General features: G+C 54.7%; 24 protein-coding genes and 1 pseudogene. 6 read left to right on the forward strand and 19 right to left on the reverse strand.

Going from position 1 to position 20,336, the window contains the following annotated elements:
• Positions 1-97: 97 nt before the first annotated feature.
• The 4 genes and pseudogenes from BBI10_RS17875 to BBI10_RS17890 form a co-directional block, all read right to left on the reverse strand.
• Positions 98-749: pseudogene (locus BBI10_RS17875) on the reverse strand (SOS response-associated peptidase).
• A gap of 116 nt (positions 750-865) precedes the next feature.
• Positions 866-2,146, reverse strand: a complete 1,281-nt coding sequence (umuC, locus tag BBI10_RS17880; protein ID WP_065990661.1) for a translesion error-prone DNA polymerase V subunit UmuC — start codon at positions 2,144-2,146, stop codon at positions 866-868.
• Positions 2,133-2,519 (reverse strand): LexA family protein, encoded by a 387-nt coding sequence (locus tag BBI10_RS17885; protein ID WP_065990662.1) that lies wholly within the window; start codon positions 2,517-2,519, stop codon positions 2,133-2,135. Before BBI10_RS17885 ends, umuC begins: the two co-directional genes overlap by 14 nt.
• Before the next feature lie 106 nt (positions 2,520-2,625).
• Positions 2,626-2,871, reverse strand: coding sequence for a DUF1654 domain-containing protein (locus BBI10_RS17890; RefSeq protein ID WP_065990663.1), 246 nt, complete (start codon positions 2,869-2,871; stop codon positions 2,626-2,628).
• 234 nt (positions 2,872-3,105) lie between these two features.
• On the opposite strand from BBI10_RS17890, the gene BBI10_RS27625 reads away from it, so the two are divergent.
• Positions 3,106-3,312, forward strand: a complete 207-nt coding sequence (locus BBI10_RS27625; RefSeq protein ID WP_065990668.1) for a hypothetical protein — start codon at positions 3,106-3,108, stop codon at positions 3,310-3,312.
• 643 nt (positions 3,313-3,955) lie between these two features.
• Here BBI10_RS27625 and BBI10_RS17900 read toward each other — a convergent pair.
• The 7 genes from BBI10_RS17900 to BBI10_RS17930 form a co-directional block, all read right to left on the reverse strand.
• The gene (locus BBI10_RS17900) at positions 3,956-4,747 is read right to left on the reverse strand and encodes a hypothetical protein (protein ID WP_244160394.1); all 792 of its coding nucleotides are present in this window, start codon (positions 4,745-4,747) and stop codon (positions 3,956-3,958) included.
• A gap of 1,051 nt (positions 4,748-5,798) precedes the next feature.
• Positions 5,799-6,161 (reverse strand): hypothetical protein, encoded by a 363-nt coding sequence (locus BBI10_RS17905; RefSeq protein ID WP_065990670.1) that lies wholly within the window; start codon positions 6,159-6,161, stop codon positions 5,799-5,801.
• Positions 6,152-6,802, reverse strand: a complete 651-nt coding sequence (locus BBI10_RS17910; RefSeq protein ID WP_065990672.1) for an AAA family ATPase — start codon at positions 6,800-6,802, stop codon at positions 6,152-6,154. The genes BBI10_RS17905 and BBI10_RS17910 overlap by 10 nt, the downstream gene beginning before the upstream one ends.
• A gap of 235 nt (positions 6,803-7,037) precedes the next feature.
• Positions 7,038-8,792, reverse strand: coding sequence for a hypothetical protein (locus tag BBI10_RS17915; RefSeq protein WP_065990674.1), 1,755 nt, complete (start codon positions 8,790-8,792; stop codon positions 7,038-7,040).
• Between the two features lie 18 nt (positions 8,793-8,810).
• Complete coding sequence (locus BBI10_RS26715; RefSeq protein ID WP_083233163.1) at positions 8,811-9,560, reverse strand: toxin co-regulated pilus biosynthesis Q family protein; 750 nt, start codon at positions 9,558-9,560, stop codon at positions 8,811-8,813.
• 248 nt (positions 9,561-9,808) lie between these two features.
• Positions 9,809-10,081: a hypothetical protein gene (locus BBI10_RS17925; RefSeq protein WP_141695213.1), complete on the reverse strand. Its 273-nt coding sequence runs from the start codon at positions 10,079-10,081 to the stop codon at positions 9,809-9,811.
• A 27-nt stretch (positions 10,082-10,108) separates the two neighbouring features.
• Entirely contained in the window at positions 10,109-10,639 is a 531-nt protein-coding gene (locus tag BBI10_RS17930) for a transcription termination/antitermination NusG family protein (RefSeq protein ID WP_065990680.1), read from the reverse strand.
• A gap of 257 nt (positions 10,640-10,896) precedes the next feature.
• On the opposite strand from BBI10_RS17930, the gene BBI10_RS17935 reads away from it, so the two are divergent.
• The 3 genes from BBI10_RS17935 (at position 10,897) to BBI10_RS17945 (ending at position 12,976) form a co-directional block, all read left to right on the forward strand.
• Positions 10,897-11,250: a helix-turn-helix domain-containing protein gene (locus BBI10_RS17935; protein WP_065990682.1), complete on the forward strand. Its 354-nt coding sequence runs from the start codon at positions 10,897-10,899 to the stop codon at positions 11,248-11,250.
• A 70-nt stretch (positions 11,251-11,320) separates the two neighbouring features.
• A complete protein-coding gene (locus tag BBI10_RS17940; protein WP_065990684.1) occupies positions 11,321-11,788 on the forward strand; it encodes a DUF6392 family protein in 468 nt (155 codons plus the stop codon).
• Between the two features lie 159 nt (positions 11,789-11,947).
• Complete coding sequence (locus tag BBI10_RS17945; RefSeq protein ID WP_065990686.1) at positions 11,948-12,976, forward strand: SH3 domain-containing protein; 1,029 nt, start codon at positions 11,948-11,950, stop codon at positions 12,974-12,976.
• Between the two features lie 55 nt (positions 12,977-13,031).
• On the opposite strand, the gene traI is transcribed toward BBI10_RS17945, so the two are convergent.
• Entirely contained in the window at positions 13,032-14,975 is a 1,944-nt protein-coding gene (gene traI / locus BBI10_RS17950) for a TraI/MobA(P) family conjugative relaxase (protein ID WP_065990688.1), read from the reverse strand.
• Positions 14,976-14,985: 10 nt separating this feature from the next.
• The gene (mobA, locus tag BBI10_RS17955) at positions 14,986-15,315 is read right to left on the reverse strand and encodes a plasmid mobilization protein MobA (protein WP_065990690.1); all 330 of its coding nucleotides are present in this window, start codon (positions 15,313-15,315) and stop codon (positions 14,986-14,988) included.
• A 428-nt stretch (positions 15,316-15,743) separates the two neighbouring features.
• Between mobA and BBI10_RS17960 the strand changes: the two genes are divergently transcribed.
• The gene (locus BBI10_RS17960; RefSeq protein ID WP_065990692.1) at positions 15,744-16,022 is read left to right on the forward strand and encodes a mobilization protein; all 279 of its coding nucleotides are present in this window, start codon (positions 15,744-15,746) and stop codon (positions 16,020-16,022) included.
• Between the two features lie 73 nt (positions 16,023-16,095).
• Here BBI10_RS17960 and BBI10_RS17965 read toward each other — a convergent pair whose 3' ends face one another.
• From BBI10_RS17965 to BBI10_RS17985, 6 genes are all read right to left on the reverse strand, one after another.
• The gene (locus tag BBI10_RS17965) at positions 16,096-16,284 is read right to left on the reverse strand and encodes a hypothetical protein (protein WP_065990696.1); all 189 of its coding nucleotides are present in this window, start codon (positions 16,282-16,284) and stop codon (positions 16,096-16,098) included.
• Between the two features lie 57 nt (positions 16,285-16,341).
• The gene (locus BBI10_RS17970; protein ID WP_065990702.1) at positions 16,342-17,178 is read right to left on the reverse strand and encodes a DUF932 domain-containing protein; all 837 of its coding nucleotides are present in this window, start codon (positions 17,176-17,178) and stop codon (positions 16,342-16,344) included.
• Positions 17,179-17,223: 45 nt separating this feature from the next.
• Entirely contained in the window at positions 17,224-17,346 is a 123-nt protein-coding gene (locus BBI10_RS28255) for a hypothetical protein (protein WP_279615261.1), read from the reverse strand.
• 459 nt (positions 17,347-17,805) lie between these two features.
• Positions 17,806-18,222, reverse strand: a complete 417-nt coding sequence (locus BBI10_RS17975) for a TrfB-related DNA-binding protein (protein ID WP_065990704.1) — start codon at positions 18,220-18,222, stop codon at positions 17,806-17,808.
• Between the two features lie 232 nt (positions 18,223-18,454).
• A complete protein-coding gene (gene nadS, locus BBI10_RS17980) occupies positions 18,455-18,739 on the reverse strand; it encodes a NadS family protein (protein ID WP_065990706.1) in 285 nt (94 codons plus the stop codon).
• A 1-nt stretch (position 18,740) separates the two neighbouring features.
• On the reverse strand, positions 18,741-19,073 hold the full coding sequence (locus tag BBI10_RS17985; protein ID WP_065990708.1) for a type II toxin-antitoxin system RelE/ParE family toxin: 333 nt from the start codon (positions 19,071-19,073) through the stop codon (positions 18,741-18,743).
• Between the two features lie 261 nt (positions 19,074-19,334).
• Here BBI10_RS17985 and BBI10_RS17990 point away from each other — a divergent pair, with 261 nt between their 5' ends.
• Positions 19,335-20,333: a DUF4238 domain-containing protein gene (locus BBI10_RS17990; protein ID WP_065990709.1), complete on the forward strand. Its 999-nt coding sequence runs from the start codon at positions 19,335-19,337 to the stop codon at positions 20,331-20,333.
• Positions 20,334-20,336 lie beyond the last annotated feature (3 nt).

Genomic DNA, 20,336 nt, shown 5'->3' on the forward strand with positions numbered 1-20,336 from the left:
GGGCTTATTTAATGGCAATTGGCAAATATGAATTATTAATTAGTAAATCCCATGGCTTGAACAAGCGCAGGGAAGGGGCGGATCCGTTTCGACCTGCTTAATGGTCGTTATGATTGGACACGGACATACGATCAGCAGGGTACTGACGCATGAACTCCATGCTTTCGCCAGGTGCGGCTTTCAGCCAGTCGCGATACGCACCTTTGGGCAAGATCACCACCATTCTTTTCTCGTGGTCGACCTGGTGATAGTCGCGCATGAAAGTATGGTCATCCGCATTGATGGTCAGCATGGTGTAGCTGAATACGATTTCCCCATCTGCGTTTTTCCAGCGCTCCCATAGCCCCGCGATCCCCATAATCTCCCCATCAGTGCGCTCAATCCGAGTGGGCACAGCCTTGCGACTACGCCAGTCGGCGTTCATAGACGGCTGCAGCAGGAATAATGCAGTGTTGACCATGACGCCAGGCGTTACGGAAAGATGGTTTGTTGGCCACCGTCTCCGATCGGGCGTTGTAGGTTCGTCGGGCAATCTTGTCGTCCTTACTCCATCCTGGGATCAAGCCAAAGGAGCCGGATTCGACCTCGAAACCACTCGTCATACCTTTTGGCTCCTCATCGTCAGGGGCGGCGCGCAGGAAGGGACCAAAATAGCCGGGCCACAAATTGAGCTTGAGTTGCTCGTAAGGCTCAACGCCAAAGGCTTCAGCGAGCGCTGCAGGGGAGGGGGCTTCGTAATGGCTGCACATTGATCAACCCTCAAAGGTTGGCAGGCTTCAAGATCCAGAAATGCCCGAGTTGATCGGGTGAAGTTTCGACTGACCCTTACCAGGATCGTTGCAGGGCCAGGCCAGACGGCTATTGATCAATTGGCCTTTGCAATCCACAACTGATCGAGGCGAGTGGTGAAACTCTGGCTCATCAGTTCTCGTCGCATCGCCCAGTCTGGATCCGCCGGCACACTTGCAGCGCGCAGCGTGCCACGGCCCCAACGCTCGTTGATTTCATCGAGCACCCCCATGATGCGATCGGCCGTCACCGGCTGGACCTGGGCAAACAAATCGTCAGTGAATTCACCGGGCTGACGCAGATCCATCAGCAGCACCTCGGCCTTGCTGTAGCGATAACCTGGACGAAACAAACGATCTACCGCCTGAATCGCGGCCTTGGTCATCAACCGCACGTCGTTGGTAGGGTAGGGCAGTTCCACCAGGGCGCCATTGGCGTACTTGGCTTCATCGGGATTGAACATGCCGGTGCGGATGCTGACGCGGACCTTCTTGCACAGCGAGTGCTGGGCGCGCAGCTTCTCCGCTGCGCGCTGCATGTAGGTGGCCACTGCCTCGCGAATGGGCTCAATCTCACTCAACCGCTTGCCGAACATCCGACTGCAGCAGATTTCCTGCTTTGGCGGTTCAGCGTCAGACAGCTCCAGGCACGACACGCCGGCCAGCTCACGGGCGGTCTTCTCGATCACCACGCTGAACTTACGGCCGAGCAGGGTTGGGTCCGCCTGGGCCAGGTCCATGGCTTTCTTGATGCCCATGGCCTCCAGATGCGCTTTCATGCGCTTACCGACTCCCCAGACATCCCCCACATCGCAGCGCTTTAGCACCCAGTCGCGTTTGGCCGGGTCGCAGATATCTACGACGCCACCGGTTTGGTTTTGCAGCTTCTTGGCGGTGTGGTTGGCCAGCTTTGCCAGGGTTTTGGTATGCGCGATGCCCACTCCCACTGGAATACCAGTGTGCATCAGCACCTTGCTGCGGATCTGCCGCCCGAACTGGGTCAGGTCGCCCGGAATGCCCGTCAGGTCGGCAAATTTTTCGTCGATGCTGTAGGTCTCGGATTCCGGCACCATCGACTCGATGACGCTCATCACGCGCTCGGAGATATCGCCGTACAACGCGTAGTTGCTGCTGAACGCGACGATGCCGTGCCGGCGCAGCAGATCCTTGATTTGAAAATAGGGCGCGCCCATCTTTACAAAGGGTTTGGCGTCGTAGCTGCGGGCAATCACGCAGCCATCGTTGTTGCTCAGGACGACAATAGGGACCTTGGCCAGGTCCGGACGAAACACACGCTCGCAGCTCGCATAAAAGCTGTTGCAGTCGATCAGCGCGAAGACCGGCTCAAGTTTTTTCATGATCGCGAACGCTGTAGCGAACCACACCCCATATGGCCAGCTCATCACATTCCATGACATGGCGAGCCGGGTACCGGGAATTTTCCGACAGCAGCATTACATGGTCGTCGCGCATATAGAGCCGTTTGCACACGGGCTCATCGTTCAAGGCTGCAATGACGATATCGCCATGCTCGGCATTTCGGCTGCGATCGACGATTACCAGATCGCCAGTGAAGATCCCGGCGCCTTCCATGCTGTCTCCTTCGATCTTCACCAGGTAAACGTGAGGCGCCCGAATCTCGAACAGCTCATCGAGCGACAGATGCTTCTCGATGTGATCGGCAGCCGGGGAGGGGAAACCGGCAGGCACCTGGAAAGAGTAGAGCGGCATCTGCTAGCTCCTTCCTGCAGCTGTCCCAAAATCGAAAATGCCATGCCATGACCCTGTGCGAGGTGGAAAAAAAAACCGCACAGAGCGGGCTGAAACAGAGTTTGCGTCAGTCGTCTTTAACAACCGTCCAGAACACCTGGACACTGCCATCATCCCGGTGGGCCACCGTCACGTTATCGGCATCATCCAGCTCTTCGAGGATCTGCGACCAATCGTCCGCGCGATCTTCAGGCAAACGTTCCAAAATCGCGTATTTGCGCTTCTGCGACATCGGGTTGTTGATTGCCTTCTGCAGCCTGATCGTCAGCAGCTCGTAGGATGTCGGGGGTCGCGGTGCGGAAGCCTTTGCCATGAAACGAAACTCATTTAACTGTATGTACGTACAGTATCGCAATGGTTCGAACAGCTGCAAGTACCATCCGACAGCCGCAGCATCGACCGGCGCGGCACTACGCAACCGGCAGATTGCTCGAAGTACGATTTGCGCATCCTCCGGCAGAGATCCTGACCGTTCAGCGTTAACCAGGGAATTTCGGATTACCGACTCCACCAAAGGCAGTATTCCATTCCCTAAATCGAGGCCATCATGAGCGCCGCTGACGATCTGATCATCTGGACACATCGCTGGAAGCTGGACGCGCATACCATTCAATGCCGTTGCTGCCACGGCCGGCAGCCTGAACAGCTCAAGGTAGAAGACTTTCCGCACCTCCCGGGTTGCGGCTATGAATCGACGGCTTCTACCCCTTGGGCCAGCCTGGATACCATCTGCAGTCGCCTGCAAAAGTCCTGAGCCGTCGTCGGAGGCCCAACGTAGTGGCAGGCCGGTCCGAGATTTCAAAAAGCATGCCTTCACCGAAGGCACATTTCGGGGTTTGAGGTTAATGCATCTATCTTAAGCCAGCGCGCACACGCGCCCGGTTGAGCACTCGGCCGGTTTGCCGGTCGGGGGCGATTTATCCGGGTCTTAGCGCCCGCAGGGTGGCCGCAGGCCAGGGCAGGGCAGCTTCATCGCCCTGGGCCGCTTAGACGGGCTTTCTTTGAATCTTGAGACAGCGTTACCGCGCCGTGCCGAAGGCACGAAGTGCGCGGTGCATTACTGCTGTTCGAGGTGTTTCACCTCGGAAAGCTCTTTTTTATCCCGAAGGGGTTAACTGGAGGGGGAATAAAATTTCATCTAATCCACATCATCCACAGGCGGTGCCTGCTACTGCGAGGCCACCTCTCTAAAAGGGCCGCCTGGGGCGCAAATCGACGCTCTGCGCAGCGCTTTTCCCGTCCACTGAGCACAGCTCGATCACTGCCATGCTCTGACCCGAATTACAAGCGAGCGCAAGCCTCCGCGTGAGCAGATACGAAAAAAGGGGGCAGGTGTCTACAGTCCTCCCGCTCGGTTAACGAGTGGACGTGGCTCTGCCAATCAGATCACCAGCGAATCAGCTGCCGGCGGGTTTCCGGGTGAGCATGGCGCCAATGGCTTTCAGCGCTTGGTGACCGGTCATACGTTCGGGAAGAATGTCGGGCTCAAGCTGTTTTGCAGTAGTTGCCATCTGTTGAGGCAAGGCCAGCTGCCCTTGCGCTGGATCACGTGCGTCGCGGGCTTCCTTGGCCTGCCAGCGCTTGCGAGAGATTGTGCGGCGCTGCAGATCCAGGGAATGACGTTCGATTTCAGCCATGCGGCGCTGGCCAATCTCACGCAACTGCACATCGCGGCGCTTCTTGGCGGCGTTCTGCACGCGCTCATACACATAACGCAGGCCCAGATCGGCCCAGAACTGCTTGGTGAAGCGGATCAGCACGCGGGTACGCACCAGGTGCAGGCCGTACTCATCCTTTTCGTCCAGGCGTATGCGCTCGATTCGACGATAGACATAGCCGGCGGCTTCCAGCGTCTTGAAAAGACGGCACAGCGCCGGCGCTGAGATAGTCCCGGCGTCCTCGGCGATGTTGCGCTGGGTGTTAAGAACGTAGCGGCCGTTTTCGGGATCGATATAGCCCAGCACACTGTTGGCCAAGTCCAAACGTACCAGCAACTGCTCGGCGACACGCTCGATCGCCTGGAAGACTTCGACGCGGGTACGCCGATCGCCATGCACCGAGTCCAAGCCACGCAGGTACTGTCCACGGTACGCCACTATGTTGCTCAAGCGTTCATGGGCGGAACGAATCAGAGGATTGCGCAGCTGCTTCTCGCTGAGGTGACGAACAGTGGCATAGCGTGCCGGCATTTGCCGGGCGGATCTGCGCAGGGCGGAATGAGGGTCAGCGGGGTTGAGTTTGACGACTGTGAGGTTGCGTTTCATGCAGCACCGCCATAAACCAGGTGGTCAAGGGACGGGCAGGAAACGCAGGGGGAGGGGGGCAATTCAGGGGTACTGCGCTCGGTGCTTTTTGGATCCATGGCACCGTCATTGTTCAGAATCATGTCCGTATATCCGCATGTCAGCGGTGAACCGATCTTGGATTCAATCTGAGGTTGCAGGAAGCCCCAGTGAAGGCCATAATCGGTTCACGTTATGTGTGTTGAACAGGTGTTCCCATCTCTAAGGGCCTGTTCAAGATTTTCCAAAAAGCCCCGGCGCCAACCGGGGCTTTTTGGTTTCCGCTTTTTGTTCATCTCACCGAAATTTCTACCCTTCCTGCAAACTGTTCAGTACTGCCGATTTGCCGTTCATGACTGGCAGACAGCCAAGTTGCGGGCACACTATCACCGCGAACACCTCTCCGCAACGAAAAGCATAGCCCTTTAACCTGTTTATTTTTGAAGGAGAGATGCTCGACAGTCTTGCTGAATGGTGCGCCGCGTAAGGGCTGCAAGAAAAAACAGCGAATAACTTATGTAAGTTACATCAGTTACCTAATAGAAAGCCAAAGCTCTGACGGTGCACTGTTACATCGAATTAAGTGACAAAAGCTAAGCCTGCCGCGGTATGAACAGACAGCAAACCTGTAACGCGCAATGATCCCGTGAACAGCCAGGGGCATGAGGAGGAGCGTCGAAGGTTGGCGCCTTCTTACGCTCGTAGTGTCGAGCTCATACCCTGAACAGAAGGCGTTTCAGCCCGAAGCCCACATGCCACAGCTCTTTGTGACCATGTGCGTGCACAAGAACTTGGCTCGACACCGGGCAGGTTCTAGCGATATGCCCTAATGGTGGGGATTCAGAGTATTCGCCATCTGCGCTACCTTGGCGGTTTGGCAGTGGTGAGGGCCTAGGTTTTGGTTCGACCCAGGCTTAAAGAGTCCAGGGCCCAAACTCCAAAGCATCTATAAGTGACCTTACTCTTCTCTGTCATCTTCCTTAGTGACATCGAGCGGCTCGGCTTTGGAAGCGGTCTCGAGTAATGCCAGCAGGTCGGCCTTATCGAGTTGTTGCAACGCAATGACGCCAGCTCGAATTACATCCGAGCGAGAAGCTCGAAAAGATCGGGGCAGCAGCGAAATTTTGTCGATCTGTCTGTTCAACTCCTTAGACAGGGAGAAGGTGGTGCGCACGAAAGTCGGTGCCTTTTTACGTTTGCGCTTGGGCTTGTGTGTCGCGCTAACGGGTGCGGCAGCTATGAAGGCCAATGCTGCTTCATCATTCTCCTCGCGGGTTCGCGTCACCTGCTCAGGCTTACGAATCAAATCCTTCAAGCCCATGTTCTGTCCCCCCACAACTCATCAGCCAGCAACTCAATTTCTTCCTTTGCGCGAGGATCTGTATTGCTTTCCAACACGGAGCAACCGTCCTCATCTGCATCGTCATATACGTTCCGAGCCGTAGTGATTGCAGTGAGGGGCTCGATACCAAAGGACTTACACGCTTCTTTGGCATCTAGAATTCGTTGAATCTGACTAGGGAGCGCAGGGCATTGAGTGATAACGGCTCGAACGGTGAGCGAAGGATTTACCGCCGTCGCCAAGCGCGCTAGGTTGTCGACCTTCGGCAGCGTTTTCAAGTCACGCCTTTTGGGCCTAAAGGGGATAAGCATATGAGTTGCGACAGTCATCGCTGAACGTAAGGCTTCAGAGTCAGATCCGCCGGCATCGACCACGATCTGCCGATATCGGTTACGCAAATCTGACAACGTTTGCCGGATATTCCCGTGGGCTTGCACAACAGGAATGCTTGGCAAATCACCTTGAGCGGACCGCTCTGCGGCCCAATCCGCTGTAGTGCCCTGCGGGTCAGCGTCGAGCAGCAGAACGTCCCCGCCGCGTGCTTGCAGCCAGACTGCCAAATTTTGAGCGAGGCAGCTTTTACCGCTTCCTCCCTTCTCCCCACCTAACAGTAAAATCATAGGATAAAATTCCTGCCCATTTGAATAATGATGTAACTTACATAACTTATTTATGCGACGCTACCAATTGATCAGCTTTATTGGTTCGTCCCATTCGCAGCTGATGCCACGCCCTTGCTTTAATGACTGAGTAGGCATGGCCAAGCGTGGTTTTAGGATGCGAATTGGCCGCTAAACCAGCCACCAGCTAAAACGGTAGGGGTCCATGAATGGGATGTCATCGTCTGGAAAATCCTCAGGACTCGACTGCGGCATTGGCTGCGGAGCTGGTCGGGACTCGCGCTGTGGCTGCGATCGAGGCGCCGAGTTCTGATAATGGGGTCAACTGCCCATCAAATGACTTGTCCGTGGTCTGCTGCTGAACGTTCTGCACGCCGGCGAGCACGGTCGTTTCACCGCTAACCACGCTGGCATAGAACTGGTACTGGTTCGCTGTCGACTGCGGGTACTGCAGCGTGACGCCGTTGCTGACAAAGGTGTTAGTCGCACCACGCATCGAGGCGTCCATCGAAAACTGCACGATGACTGATCCATTGGGCTGGATCGAAGGACGCATGTTCAAGAACGTGCCCGTGGTCAGCTGACCAGGCTCAACACCCGGGACAACCGTCGTACTGTTGTTGTTACCGTTAGATGAGGCTGATGTGGAACGGGCTGGATAAATGAAGTTTTCCGTGTTTGCCACCGAGAGGGGCCTGTTGTTCATCATCGAGTACGTCTCATCCTTGCGGATGTTGACCTTGCCTACGGTGGCCAACGCCTGCAGGAAAGTGGACGTCGTTGAATTGTCCCCGTTACGAATGACACCGAACTGCCCAAACCCTGTAGACCCTCCGGGTAGCCCCGCCGGTGAGAAGAAGTTCACATTCCATTTCGAAGCCGCGTTGTTAATCAGCCACGACCAGTTCACGGCGGCGTCGTTATCGGACGTCGAGGTCAAGTCAACGATTTGCATGCGCATGCGCACCTGGCGTCCGACCGACTTGTTCTCGGCGCTCATCAGCTCCTCGACCTGTTCCTGGACTTCACGGGTGTCTGTGACGGTCACGACGCCTGAGTCGGAGATAGACATCTTGCCGATGCCATTGGGGGTCAACGCGCCGGCAATAGCGATCTTGAGGTTTTTAACCACATCGACATTTGCCGTCATTTTGGCCGACACATCCGACGATGACGAAAGCTGACCTGCCTGACTCGTTCCGCCGCTGCCGCTGCTTCCACTGTTGTCATTGGCACCGGTGGAGGCGGTTTTGGCGATCGTGCTGCTGACATCGTTGATGTCCGTGATCGTTGCGATCTGGTAAGTCCGGGTCACCAGTCGCGAGATCTGGATGATCCCGTCCTTGAAGTCCCAGCCGACACCGTACTCAGCTGTTCTCTGATCGAGGAGTTCGCTCAGGGTGGACCCTGCCGAGCTGGCTTGATCGAGAAAGAATGAACGCGGTGCTGGGTTGCCTTGCGCTACGGCCATATAGCCGTTACCGCTCATTCCCGGCATGGATGCGAGGCTTGGTACCGACTGCCCAAGCGAACCGCTCAGGGGAACACTCATGGCCATCGGCGAAGGGGCCTGCAGTGCCGGTGCACCGCCCGAGGCGCCCATGCGTTGGGCTGTGAAGACTTGTATTGGCACCAGGGCATCGGGGCTGACACGCACCGAAAGGTTAGTGATCTTGCTGATCCGATCGGCAAAGACGTTGAGTGTCGGTTTGTCTGGGAAGGAAAAGCGGATCGGCTGACTGAACACAGCCGGCAGCTCAGCATCGCGTGAGACTTTTACCGTTTTACCGCCCAGCCAAACGCCATCGAACTCGCGCACCGCAGCGCCGCGCAGCTGATCTTCCTGGCGCAGCCGGGTCAGGCTGTCTTGCACCTTCTGGTTGCCTTCCGCCGAGGCGCCGCGAATACCGTCACGCTCGGTCAGCGCGCCGCACCCGGACAGTGCCAATGCAACAGCCACGGCAAGGCTTCGTTTCATGTACGAAGTCATAGGGAATAACTCCAGGATTTATTGAGCGCGGCGACCGGACTCGGTGACGCGAAGGACTCGGTTACCGGCATAGAGCATGCCGGTCAGATTTACATCAGCAGCGGAAAGGGACTGGAATAGGCGTTTAACGGCAGTACGAAAGTCGCCTTCGAATGTCGCGGTGACATTGATCGGCACGTCTACTGATGCCTCCCAAACCAACTGCCAGCCAGCCCTAGCAGCCCACTTCCCCAGCGCACGGCGCAACGTGACGTCGGAGGTCGTCATCGTCCACTGCTCAGCTACGGGCTTTGGCGGTGTGGCTTTGGCGAGCACAACTGGTGGTACCGGCGCAGAAGCAATGCTTTTAACCGCCAAAGTGGTGGAGACCGGCTTTGCAAGAGGCACGGCGGAGGTGCTGCCCGCCTTGCTCAAAGATGACGGCTTCAGTGCGTCAGCAACAACCTGAGCAGCCGGGCTCGGGCCATTGTGGGCTTGAACTACTTCCACAATTTTGGGTGCTGGAGCCGGTGCCGGCATGACCACTACAGGTGCAGCAGGCTTGACGGCCGCTGCAGCTGTAACAGTGGATACTGCAACAGCAGGGGGAGCGCTTGCTGCAGGTGCTGCGGTTTGATGCAAGCGCAGCTGAGCCTGACTTAACGTCGACGCGCTTACAGCGATCTGCTCGTCAATCAACTGATCTGCTGAGACGGTGCTGGAGGGTGGAGCCGTTGTGCAACCTGTTATCAATGAAATGGCTGCAGCTAGCAGCAGGGGTTTTCTCATAGGTGCCTCTCAGCCGCGCCGGTTTAGAAACGCATAGGCGAGTGAAGGGGGTTAATAGGAGTTGAAACGTATAGCGCGGGGCATTGCATTACATCGGGATGCTGAATCGCTTCTTCAGTAGAAGATCAAATCCAGAGCTCGTACAACGGCCTTCGGACCAAAAGGGGTGTTGAGCAGGATGAGAGGGATGCGGGTGCGAGAGAAATACGATGTAACAATCGAGGGGGGGACTGTAGCAGGTGTTTAGATCAGCAATTTTGGATGCTGGTCTCGGCTTGTTCTTGAGCGCCGGGTTGGTTTTTGACAGCTGCAGCGGCAAGTGTCTGCATCCAGTTTGCAAGAGCCAGCTCACTGTAGTGATCAACCAAATGCTGAGCGAATTGCGTCGTAGTGATCTGAACGCGCGTATTGTTACTCAGCTCAATCGCGTGCCCCATCAACTTAGTGAAGCGCTCCTCTCCAACGTAGACAACCTTTTTAGCCTTCAGCTCTAAGCCTAAGGGATTCATGTTTGCTGCCAAATTACACCTCCAAACAGATTTGAGTGACTAATTGATTCTTTCATCAAGAACTGGATGCTCTAGGACAGAGACAACTAGCTGATTAACGTTTTCGAAGCTGTTTTTGCCGATATGGTTTTGTAGCACCTCGAACAAAGCAGACTGTCGCGCAAGCTTGCACTTGAGGGACGTCACATATTCAAGGTCTGAAAGCAAAGCGGGCGATACATTCCTGTACTCGATCTGAGTGACATTTTTATTAGGCCGCAGCATCAACCCTTGTCGCCAGGCTTCAATCAATGAGCCTGAAATAGTGCAGATTTCACCACCGAACCTGACGAACTCTTTAACCCCTGGTATATCCGCCACGGTAGACGGATGCACTACTTCAGGATCCAGGCGCACGAACAGGTAGCCGGGGAACAGGATGGTTTGGGTGGTGCGGACACCTTCACAATCAGACCGGCGGGTGACCTTCGTCTTAGTAGGCGCAAAGTACTCGACCTCCATGATCGCCATTCTGGCTGTAACTACCTGTAAAGCATGGAGATTATGGGTGATGAGATACCACTTCATCATAGTCTTGCTCCTTCCATTGGGCACGCGCCGCCACTAATTCGCCGTGGCGCCTTAACTGAAATCGTATGCGGAACCGAACGGATCCAAACGAGGGGTACTGATTATATGTACAGGTGACAATAAATCAATGGCTTTGTGCCACTGGTGCATTTTATGACATAAACACTTTCCACACAATGCAGTTTTGCACAATGTGCATTTATGACGTTTTATTTTCGTCCAAAGCACTGAAAATGAAGGTTTTTCTAAGGCAATGAATGTCGAGCTCAATCCGCAAGCTGATCGGCTCACGCATCCGAACGTTCAGAAAACAGAAGAATGTGACCCAGGCAGCCCTAGCTGAGGCTATCGGCTGCGAGGTGACTACGCTGGGACGGTACGAGAGAGGCGAGTACGCACCGGACGGTGAGCAAATTGTAAAAATGGCCGTGTTTTTCTCAATCACGCCAATGGATCTTTTACCAGGGAAAGTAGATATGGAACGTCAGTTGATCATCGACCTAAGGTCAGACCTCGTTGATGCAATTTTTGCTATAGACGACCCCCGAGAGCTAGAAAAGCTCTGCAAGATGGCCCGAGAGGCCGTTTTTCGCCCTCAAAAAAGCCGATAGCACAAGCAGTTTAGGCTCTAATCTGTTAGAAACACCCCCCTTGACCGACCTAGACCAAGGCTGCTGCTTCATGGACAAAAAAGAGATAGAAAAGCTCATTCGTAATCTTGGTTACCATTACCCTGCAATGGTAACTAACCAAATCATCAGTGAGTCGCAGCCAGTACATCACTATGACGACGAAGATACGGCTGAGATCCTATTGGATAACGGAATAGAACTCGTGTTCTGGAGCGAGACGATGCGATTCGAAAGTATCGTGTTGTCGATGCAAAGCACCCGGGCGAGAAGTAGTGGACTAAAAGACGTTCTGCCTGACCCTTTAAACTTAGTGCATAGCCGCGAAGACGCTCTGAAACATCTGGGCACTCCGATACTCTCTAAGTCACCTCTTGAGCTGGTCGCTTTGGAAATGTTTGCGTGGGACCTATACCAACTCAAGGATAGTTTGCACCCAGAGGCAACGCTTGAGATTCAATATGACAAGGCCATGACTGCACAAACAATTATTATTTCCCTGATGGACAAAAACTCTTAATAGGCGTCTATTGCTGTCTAGGTATTAATTTAAAAACCGTAGTCCTTTAAATCTAAACCTGATTTACCAGGCCGCTCCAACTAAGTACAACTCCTGTTTGTTCGGCTGCGCAAAAGAATAAAGTGATCACCATTGGTTGATAGCGGAGCGCCGTGAAAAATGAACGAAACAATCGATGGATCTGGCACCCCTAACGACAGGGATAAGCTAGAACAGCTCATTGAACAGGCTAAGGCTTGGAGTGATGGTGATCATCTGAGTCACCTGATCGAACAAGCGAAAGCTTGGAGCAACAGAGACCATGTGAGCCAGCTGGCTGAGCAGGCCAGGGCCTGGAGCAACAAAGACCATGTGCACCAGTTGGCTGAGCAGGCCAGGGCCTGGAGCAACAAAGACCATGTGCACCAGTTGGCTGAGCAGGCCAGGGCCTGGAGTAACAAGGACCATGTGAGCCAACTGGCTGAGCAGGCCAGGGCCTGGAGTAACAAGGACCAAGTGAGCCAACTGGCTGAGCAGGCCAGGACTTGGCGCACGGATATGTTGGGACTGCTAGAGGGCCAAGCCACAGCTATTGGTAAAAGTGCTTACCTCAGTCGGCTTGCCCAACGGACGCTTCCTGCGGGCCTGACTTTAGATGATCTGCTGAGCGAGCTGGCCACGCGCCCTCACGAGCCACCAGAAGTGGCCATGGCCGCAGCCGATCTGGAGGACGTCTCTGTTGACCAGGACAACCAGGTCTCGATCGGGGACTTTTACGATGTAGAAATAAAGCCTACGCCCGGTGCAAAGCCGAGACTCTCAAGCGTCCCTACGTGGTTGCTGGTTCTGTGGGCATTTTTCATCCTGCCAGCACTGGCGATAGTAAAGGACTGGGAAGACGTGCGAGCTGGGTTGGTGGATATTAATGAGCGCATTCCAGAGACATATTCGTTTTCGAGCCTTAAGCGCTTCATCCGCTCCAATCTAGCAGGCAAGGCAGGTGATATTCGTCTCGTAACTGGCTCAGACGTCCGCCTGAGGGTAGAGCCTGGAATGAAGTCTGCTGTGCTACTGACCCTACCAAAATATGCCCCAGTGGTGGTTCTAGACAAGGAAGACCGCACCTGGCTCTACGTTTCATATGAGCACGAAGGCTTCTTAATCGATGGGTACGTATCCACCAAATTCTTGAGAAAAGTTAGGAGGTAGAGCACGCGACTGGATGAAGCCGTATGCGACATCGCATCAGCCAAAAACGCATGGCTCACGGTCGTGGGATAGGCCCCATCTCAGGCCTGGTAGCAAGAGAATTATCAGCGGATGCGTCTCGCGTTGGCTGCACCTCATGTCTCTCGTTGTCCTGTAGGTATTCGAGATAAAGGCGCTGATCTTCGCGGGTCGGCTCAAACCGGGACATCCCATACTCACGATTGAAGTCATGGAGCGCATGGAGCGCATCTTTCATGAATGAGACGTCGCCCTGGACAACAACATTCTCACCGCTCTTATGGCTAGTGATCGCCATCGCGAGGGCGAAATTGCTCGTATCTTCACCACCATAGATCGACTCCCGAACAAGCACGCGATCGCCTTCGTCACGCACACCGACAACCCCATCACGCATGTACTCGACGGTGCCATCGCGACGTAATTGCGTCGCGTGGGTCTTCCAATCGTGTACAGGCGCATCATCCGCAGCGCTGCAGAGGATCACGCGATCAGCCTCGCGCTGCAGGCGCGTTGACTGACGTTTCTCTCGATAGGCGAATCCGCGCAGCTGACTGACGGCAGCCACGTCACCAGTCAAAGCTTCTTGCTCAACCCAAGCACGGTAAGCCATTGGCCGGGCCATCCCCTTGTCTGCGAGATCCTGCCGTTCATGACGCAACTGAATACGTAGCTCAGCCATTGCCTTCATGCGTTCAAATTCAGCTACGCGATACATCAACTTCCGCATCACAGGGTCACGATGTTTATCTCTTACCGTGGCCTTCATAGCCCGGAAGTGATCAGCAATTTCTCTCTGACGGCGTAGCACATTCAGCTCAGGCTTTTTGAAGCCAGCACGGTAGCGCTGGTAACGCTTCTTAAGGTCTAGCCGAGCATCTGCCCTCTCCTGCCGGCGCTCAAACCGGGCATCCTTATCTCTCAGCTCAAACTGCGGTTGGTAAGTAGAACGCACCTGATGAGCTTGGGTGCTGCCATCCGACTTCACGGTTGCAATATGCGGCCGAGCCTCATACTTGCCTAAGTGCGGCTCAAGCTTCGATTTAGTCAAGGCCACATGCACAGATGAGGCTTTAACGACCGGACTGCTATCGGGGCGCAGAGCGTCGAAGATCACTAAACCATCACCCTGTTCGCGCAAGCCAAGTCCACTTTCGTGAAGAGTTTGATGCGCTTTTTCCCAGGTTAGGGTATTTGATTCGAGCAAGCCGGAGATGTCACTCCTCACCTCGTCCACAGCGTAGTGGTAAAGACTTTCGGTGTTCGAATAGACCTGCAGTGGCACAGCATCACGAGGTGCGCTGGGGAAGTGAAAAGGCGCTCGTACCAACTGATCGTTCGAACCCCACTCCCAGCTTCCATTGTCCTGGACAAACCCATATTTACGCTCCAGAACCCGACAGCTTTTCTGAAGAGAATCAGCATCGTTCCAGAGGTTGGCAGCTTTGTAAGTGACCGGATTAACGCGGTTAACAGCAACGTGGCAGTGAGTATTGTCGGTGTCCTGGTGAATGGCGGTCACGTACTGGTGACCCTCCATCCCAACCTGACGGATGCAATGCTCAGCGCATTCAAAGATCTGCGCATCGGTGGGCAGTTCGTTCTCACGCCAGGACAAAATGAAGTGGTAAACCGGGTCGATACATTTCGTGTTTTGAGCGGCGACCATGTTCATTTCAGCAGCCGCAGTTTCCCATGAAAAGCAATTGGTCTCGCAGGAAATACCGCCGCTGACCAACCGCTGACGGCCGTCGGGAAAAGACTCGGTGATGACCACCGCGCGGTCATCACCCTCATTACGGTCTACGTAATCAACCAGTCGATCAAACATCGCATCCTTGGTACGCGATTGGCTTGAACGAGCAGTATTGGTTACCTCGTCATCATCCTTAGGCTTGTCCGCACGATCGCTGATGTAGCTCACCAACCGGTTAAAGCTGGAGCCTTTATCGCCACGTTTCGGAGGAATGATAACGTTCATGACCGGTGACTCATTTTACGTGAGATTGAGAAAGGTCGATGGCAATGACGGCCTTTTTAATGGCCACAAGGACATCGGAGAATTGCTTGCTCAGATCAGTAGTCATGCCTGTTTGCATCTGGTTAAAGAGATGCTTTTGCAAACCGCCCAACTGCAGAAGCTCGCCCATGAGCTTCTTGTCTGTCGGTGTCTTGATCTTGCGATTTAGGGCAGCCCGACGCATCAGATCAGAAAGAGATACTTCAGCCGCTTTGGCTTTTTCTACTAGCAGCGCTTTTTCTTCCAGGGTGCAACGCACCTTGATCCATTGATCCTTCTGCCGCGACTCGCTTTTGGACATGGCTCAACTCTAACTGACGATGCTGGGGTGTCGGGGCGTAGCCCTGATCCGGGTTTTGTGGACATCGACCGCGTGCGGGCGGTGGCCACAAAACATTTCCGGTCATATCTTTTGAGCTCAACTCAGCCTCTAGACTAGCATTTAGGCTCAAGGGCGCCTAGGGCCAAAGCATAGAAGCGGCTGCGGAGGTGGCTGGTTGGGCTTCTGTATAGGCCTAGAGGCTTCTGGGACGCTTTTGAGAGGTCATGCTTCGACCTTCGAAAAGCGATCCGTTGAGGTCTTGCACGCCTGATTGGCCCATCACGGCCTGCTTGGCTTGCAAAACCCGCTGTTGTCGGTGAGCCGCTTCCTGATATTCTCGGAAACTAACGGGCGCCCCGCCCTTTTTTCGGGCGCCGTGATCGATCAACATCATTCGGAATCGCGAAATGGCGAAGCAAAAGACGTTCACCCAAAAAGAGTTGGAAGCGGCCCGCCAGAAACTGGCGGAGCTTCCAGATCTGAGCCAGGACAAGCTGAGCCAGGCGGAAGTGCTGCAAACACTGAAAGCGGAAATCGTTGCGCTGTGTACGACGAAGGGGTACACAGTCAGCGAGGTTAAGCAAGCACTCGCGGATGTAGGCTTGAACGTGAGCGCTAAAGAAATCACTGAACTCACAACCTCACGTAAACGCGCTGCCCCTCGCGCTAAAGCACAAACGGCTTAACGTTCGTCCGCGTTGAACATGAGCAAAAAAAAGCCCCACATCGTGGGGCTTTTAGGTTTTTCACTTTACGTGGCTAGTGCACTGCAAGATCGATCTGTCTCGACTCACCTTTGCTATTCGTTACCACAAACGTGCAGGCCGTATCGGGCTCACCTGCTGCAATTCGCTCTTGAAAATATCGCTCCGCTACTTCCTGGGCGGCGGCTTTGTGGTCGCCTGGATTTTCGCTATACATGGTCCAGGTAACGATATAGGGGCCCATGGTGTTCTCCTCCGTTAGGGTGTGGTGTGCCCGGACAGATCATGTCCGGGCTTGAGATTAGGCGGCGAGCTGTCGGCTTTGCAGAGCCTGTGCCAGCACCCACAGTGCGCGATTCAATTTCACATCCTGATCAATGCCGTTAACTGCCCGCGTTGTTGTGCGTCGGCCTTGTTTGTTGCGCCCGGTCAAACCGCCTTTGATGGTGTTTTCCTGGACTCGGTTGAAGGTGGTCCAAAGGTCACTGCTACGGTCCTCCCGACGGCGTGGCATGAGCAACTGTGACGGGGTAACCGGCGCGGGGCCTTCGGCCGGATCGTAGCGATAAGCCAGGGCAGCCATTGCAAAGGCTTCTTGCTCGTCCTGGTGCAATTGTTGATGCTTCATGTCATCGGTTATGTGATCGATCTGTTCGAAATGCTTTAATACTTCGAACGCGCCTTCAATCACGTCATGTACCACATCACCACGGCCGCTATGGCGCACTTTCTGATCAGCAGCGACGTCCCCCAGTACAAGCCCGTTTGCACACACGAAACGGAATTTGCCGCCGATCATCTGATAGCTGCTGCTGCCGTCGTGGCTGTTTAGCAGAATAATTTCATTGGCTTCCTGATCCAAAATTTGGCTCGCATGACGTAGGCGCAGCATGTGCTTGGTGTGCTCACGCTTGCCCTGGTCGCGTACACGCGTTTGGCAGGCCATGAATGGCTCGAAGCCTTCTGCACGCAGCGCATCGAGCACCTGAACAGTGGGAATGTACAGGTAACGCTCCGACCGGCTGTCGTGCGCTTCTTCGGCGAAGATGGAAGGCACGTAGTGAGCGATCTGATCGTTGCTCAGTGCAACATCACTGCGAATCATGCACGGGTTACGGAAGTTGCTAGACATGCGCATAAATTTCTCCTGGTGTAGCGCCCGATCTGTCGGGCGCAAGCGGGGTTAAGCGGCGACGCGGGTAGTGAATTTGTGTGCCTGGCGACTCAGTTTCAGCAGCTTTTTGCAGACCTCGACCTGACCGCTTGTGAAGCGCTTCATCAGCTGTTGCTTTGCTTGTCTGTTCATTTCGTCTCACCTCTGTGCTGGCTTTGCTGAGTGCCTTTCGCCGATGCGCTTAGGTCGATCGGGCGCATAGGTGCGTGACAAGGGCGCGATGCGAGGCCGCAGCTAAGGGAGCGAAGCGAGTCTGAACGGGGGAGTGTCGCGGGCGCAGCCGAACCCTTGTCAGGTGCCGCGCTCGATCTACCGTCAAGCGCACGGCGAAAGGTGCGCAGCAAAGCCTGCAGGTGATACGGGAGGTATAGGCAGCGACGGCAAGCGGAGCGCGCAGGCCGAGAGGCCGGAGGCGTTAGAGCCGGCTTGCCGGCGAGGATTGAAGCCCGAAGGGGCGAGACGGGCCGGCTTCATGGCCTGGCTCGATGCGCAGCACGAAAGCCCGGCCCTGAGCGCAGCGAAGGGAACGCACGTCAGAGGTTGTCAGCGGTCGAGCCGCACCGAGGCTGAAACAGCCAGGGCACTCCTCTCCTATTGCGATCGAGCAGATCTGAGTGATTGAGCCAAAGCCAGAACGTCACCAGCTGCTGCAGGAGGAAGCCAGGCTTCAACCTTGACCCAATCAGGCGGCAGGTCCGTCAGGCGCGCCCGGATGCGTGCCATGAGCCTGTGAACCACCTGCCGCGTCAATCCAGTCTCCAAGGCAGCTTCAGACACACTGGCACCCATGACCAGGACAAGCCTGGCAGCACTTATTGAACGATCTGAGAACGATCGACGTCGAGTCTGGCCCGCAAGCACGGCCATGACTCGCTCAAATTCGTCCGCGGTCATCAGGGCGCAGGGTGAAATAGGACTGATCATCCTGATCAACTGCGCGATCTGGGCGTTGTTGTAGTTCTGGATGATGTGTGTTGCAAGACCAGGCAGGTCAGGATCGACAGGCATAAAGCAGACCCAGGCTAAAAGAAGTCGAAACTACAGGAATCGCAACCACATGTAACCTGAATCAAGCTGCAGTTTTGACATTGACCTCACCGTGCATGCCGCCCTGGGCGAGCGCGTTGATCAATCGATCCACGCTGAACAGGTCGACAGTCAAAGCCTTCTCATACACGGCCAGAAAGATGAGTCACCGGCGAGCGAGGAAGGCGCTCAAAGGGTTCAAGCGAGGGATGCCTCAGTGCGCTGACAGCTCACGGAAAAATTCAGGATTTGCCTTCACCGTAGCAAGCACCTTGGCGGCAAGGCCCGTAGGATTACGCCGTCCATTTTCCCAGCTTTTCACCGTATCAATACTAGTGCCCAACACCTTTGCCATCTCACCCTGGGTAACATTCAACTGGGCTCGAATAGCTTTCACATCGGCCAGCTCGCATCGAGTTCGCCGAGCAGCCGGCTTAACACCGTTCTGGATATCCACGGCTTCTTCAAGAGAGGCCTTTAACTCATTAAAAAAACTCATATCACACCTCTTTTTTCAGCTTTTGAGTGAGCAGCTTCAGCTCTGCTTTTTCGGCGTCAGTCAGACTGTCTTTGGTGCTTTTCGGGTATGCCATCACCAGGTAGATCACCTCAGGTGTAGCCAAAAAGTAGATCACTCTCGCACTGCCGCTCTTGCCCTGGTTACCCGTCGCCATGCGTACTTTGCGGAGCCCACCTGTGTTCGTGATCAGATCACCTTTATCCGGCGACTCGATTAATATCGCCTGCAGGCTTCGCAGTTCATCATCTGTTGCGAGAGCCTTGATCTGGCGTGTAAACATCGAGGTTTCGATGAATTCAATTGCGTTGCTCACAGATGCTATCCTTGTCTATAGGAGTACATAGTACACCATAAGCAAGGGCCAGCATAGGTCAGCAGAGTCACCGGACCAAGCACAAACCAAGCGCCGGCCTGACACCGCAGTCAAATGGGAAGATCGCAGCATTGGCTCTCGGTAGGAAGCGGCAGCTAGGCTGCAGGGCGCTATGTAACAGCCACCGTTAGAGTACGCTGGACCCTGAGGTAAGGCTTGTGCGCCGAGAGCTTCCATCTACTTCACAACGGACCGGACTCTATGTCGAGCAAAGACCTAGAAGCAAAAAAAAGACACCATTACGTCTGGGCGAATTATCTAGCGCGCTGGGGCAGCGGTACGAAAAACGTTTTCTATTCTACGAAAACGGGAAAAATTGCTCACGACAGCATGCGTGGAATAGTTGTTGATGACTATTTCTATAAGGTCACTACGCTTACGAGCAAGCATGTCGAGTTGATTAAAAGCTATTCACGTCAGAGCCCTGATCATCTCCAACACCACCACATGTCTTACCTAACCGACTTCCTGAAGATGCAGGAAGCCGAGGCCATTTACCGTAAGTCTGGCATTCAGAATGATGAGGCAGAGCTTCACCTTCATGCGCTGAAATGCAACCTACTGGAAAACCTCCACGCATCTCACGAGAAAATGGCAATCCCCCTGCTGGCCGCGCTTGCTGATGAGCAACTCGACGTACTACAGGATCAGCAGCGCATGATCGAATTCATGGCGTTCTTCGGTCACCAGATCTCCCGCACGAAGCCTTTCCGCGATGGCGCGCTGCAGGCTCAGCCTCGCAGGAATTCTCAAGAGATTGAAGTTGCCGAAATGATGGCTCATGCCTGGTGGTTCCTAAGCTACATGTTTGGCATGAGCATTGGGCTAAGCCTGTTTACAAATCGACACAACGCCAAGCACGCATTGTTGATAAATGATACAGGGGTACCGTTCATCACGTCCGACCACCCTGTCGTAAACGTCCATTCCTGTGTTTCAACTACCAAATTCGAAGCGCCCGAACATGCGGACCTCTATTACCCCCTGTCGCCCCGAATTGCCTACATCATCTGCGATTCTGAGCGATTTGCACGAGGCAAAAATGACGTTGATGAGGCCACTGTTGTGGAGTTCAACGTCAAAGTCGCGAGCCAAGCCATGGTGCATATCATCGGCAACACCGAGGCAGCTATCCGTCCATTCCAAAAACACATCGCTAGTCGATACAGGCGTTCCTATGATCGCCGTGGTACAACGTAACTG

It is taken from the genome of Pseudomonas graminis (genome assembly GCF_001705435.1).
Lineage (GTDB): Bacteria > Pseudomonadota > Gammaproteobacteria > Pseudomonadales > Pseudomonadaceae > Aquipseudomonas > Aquipseudomonas graminis_B.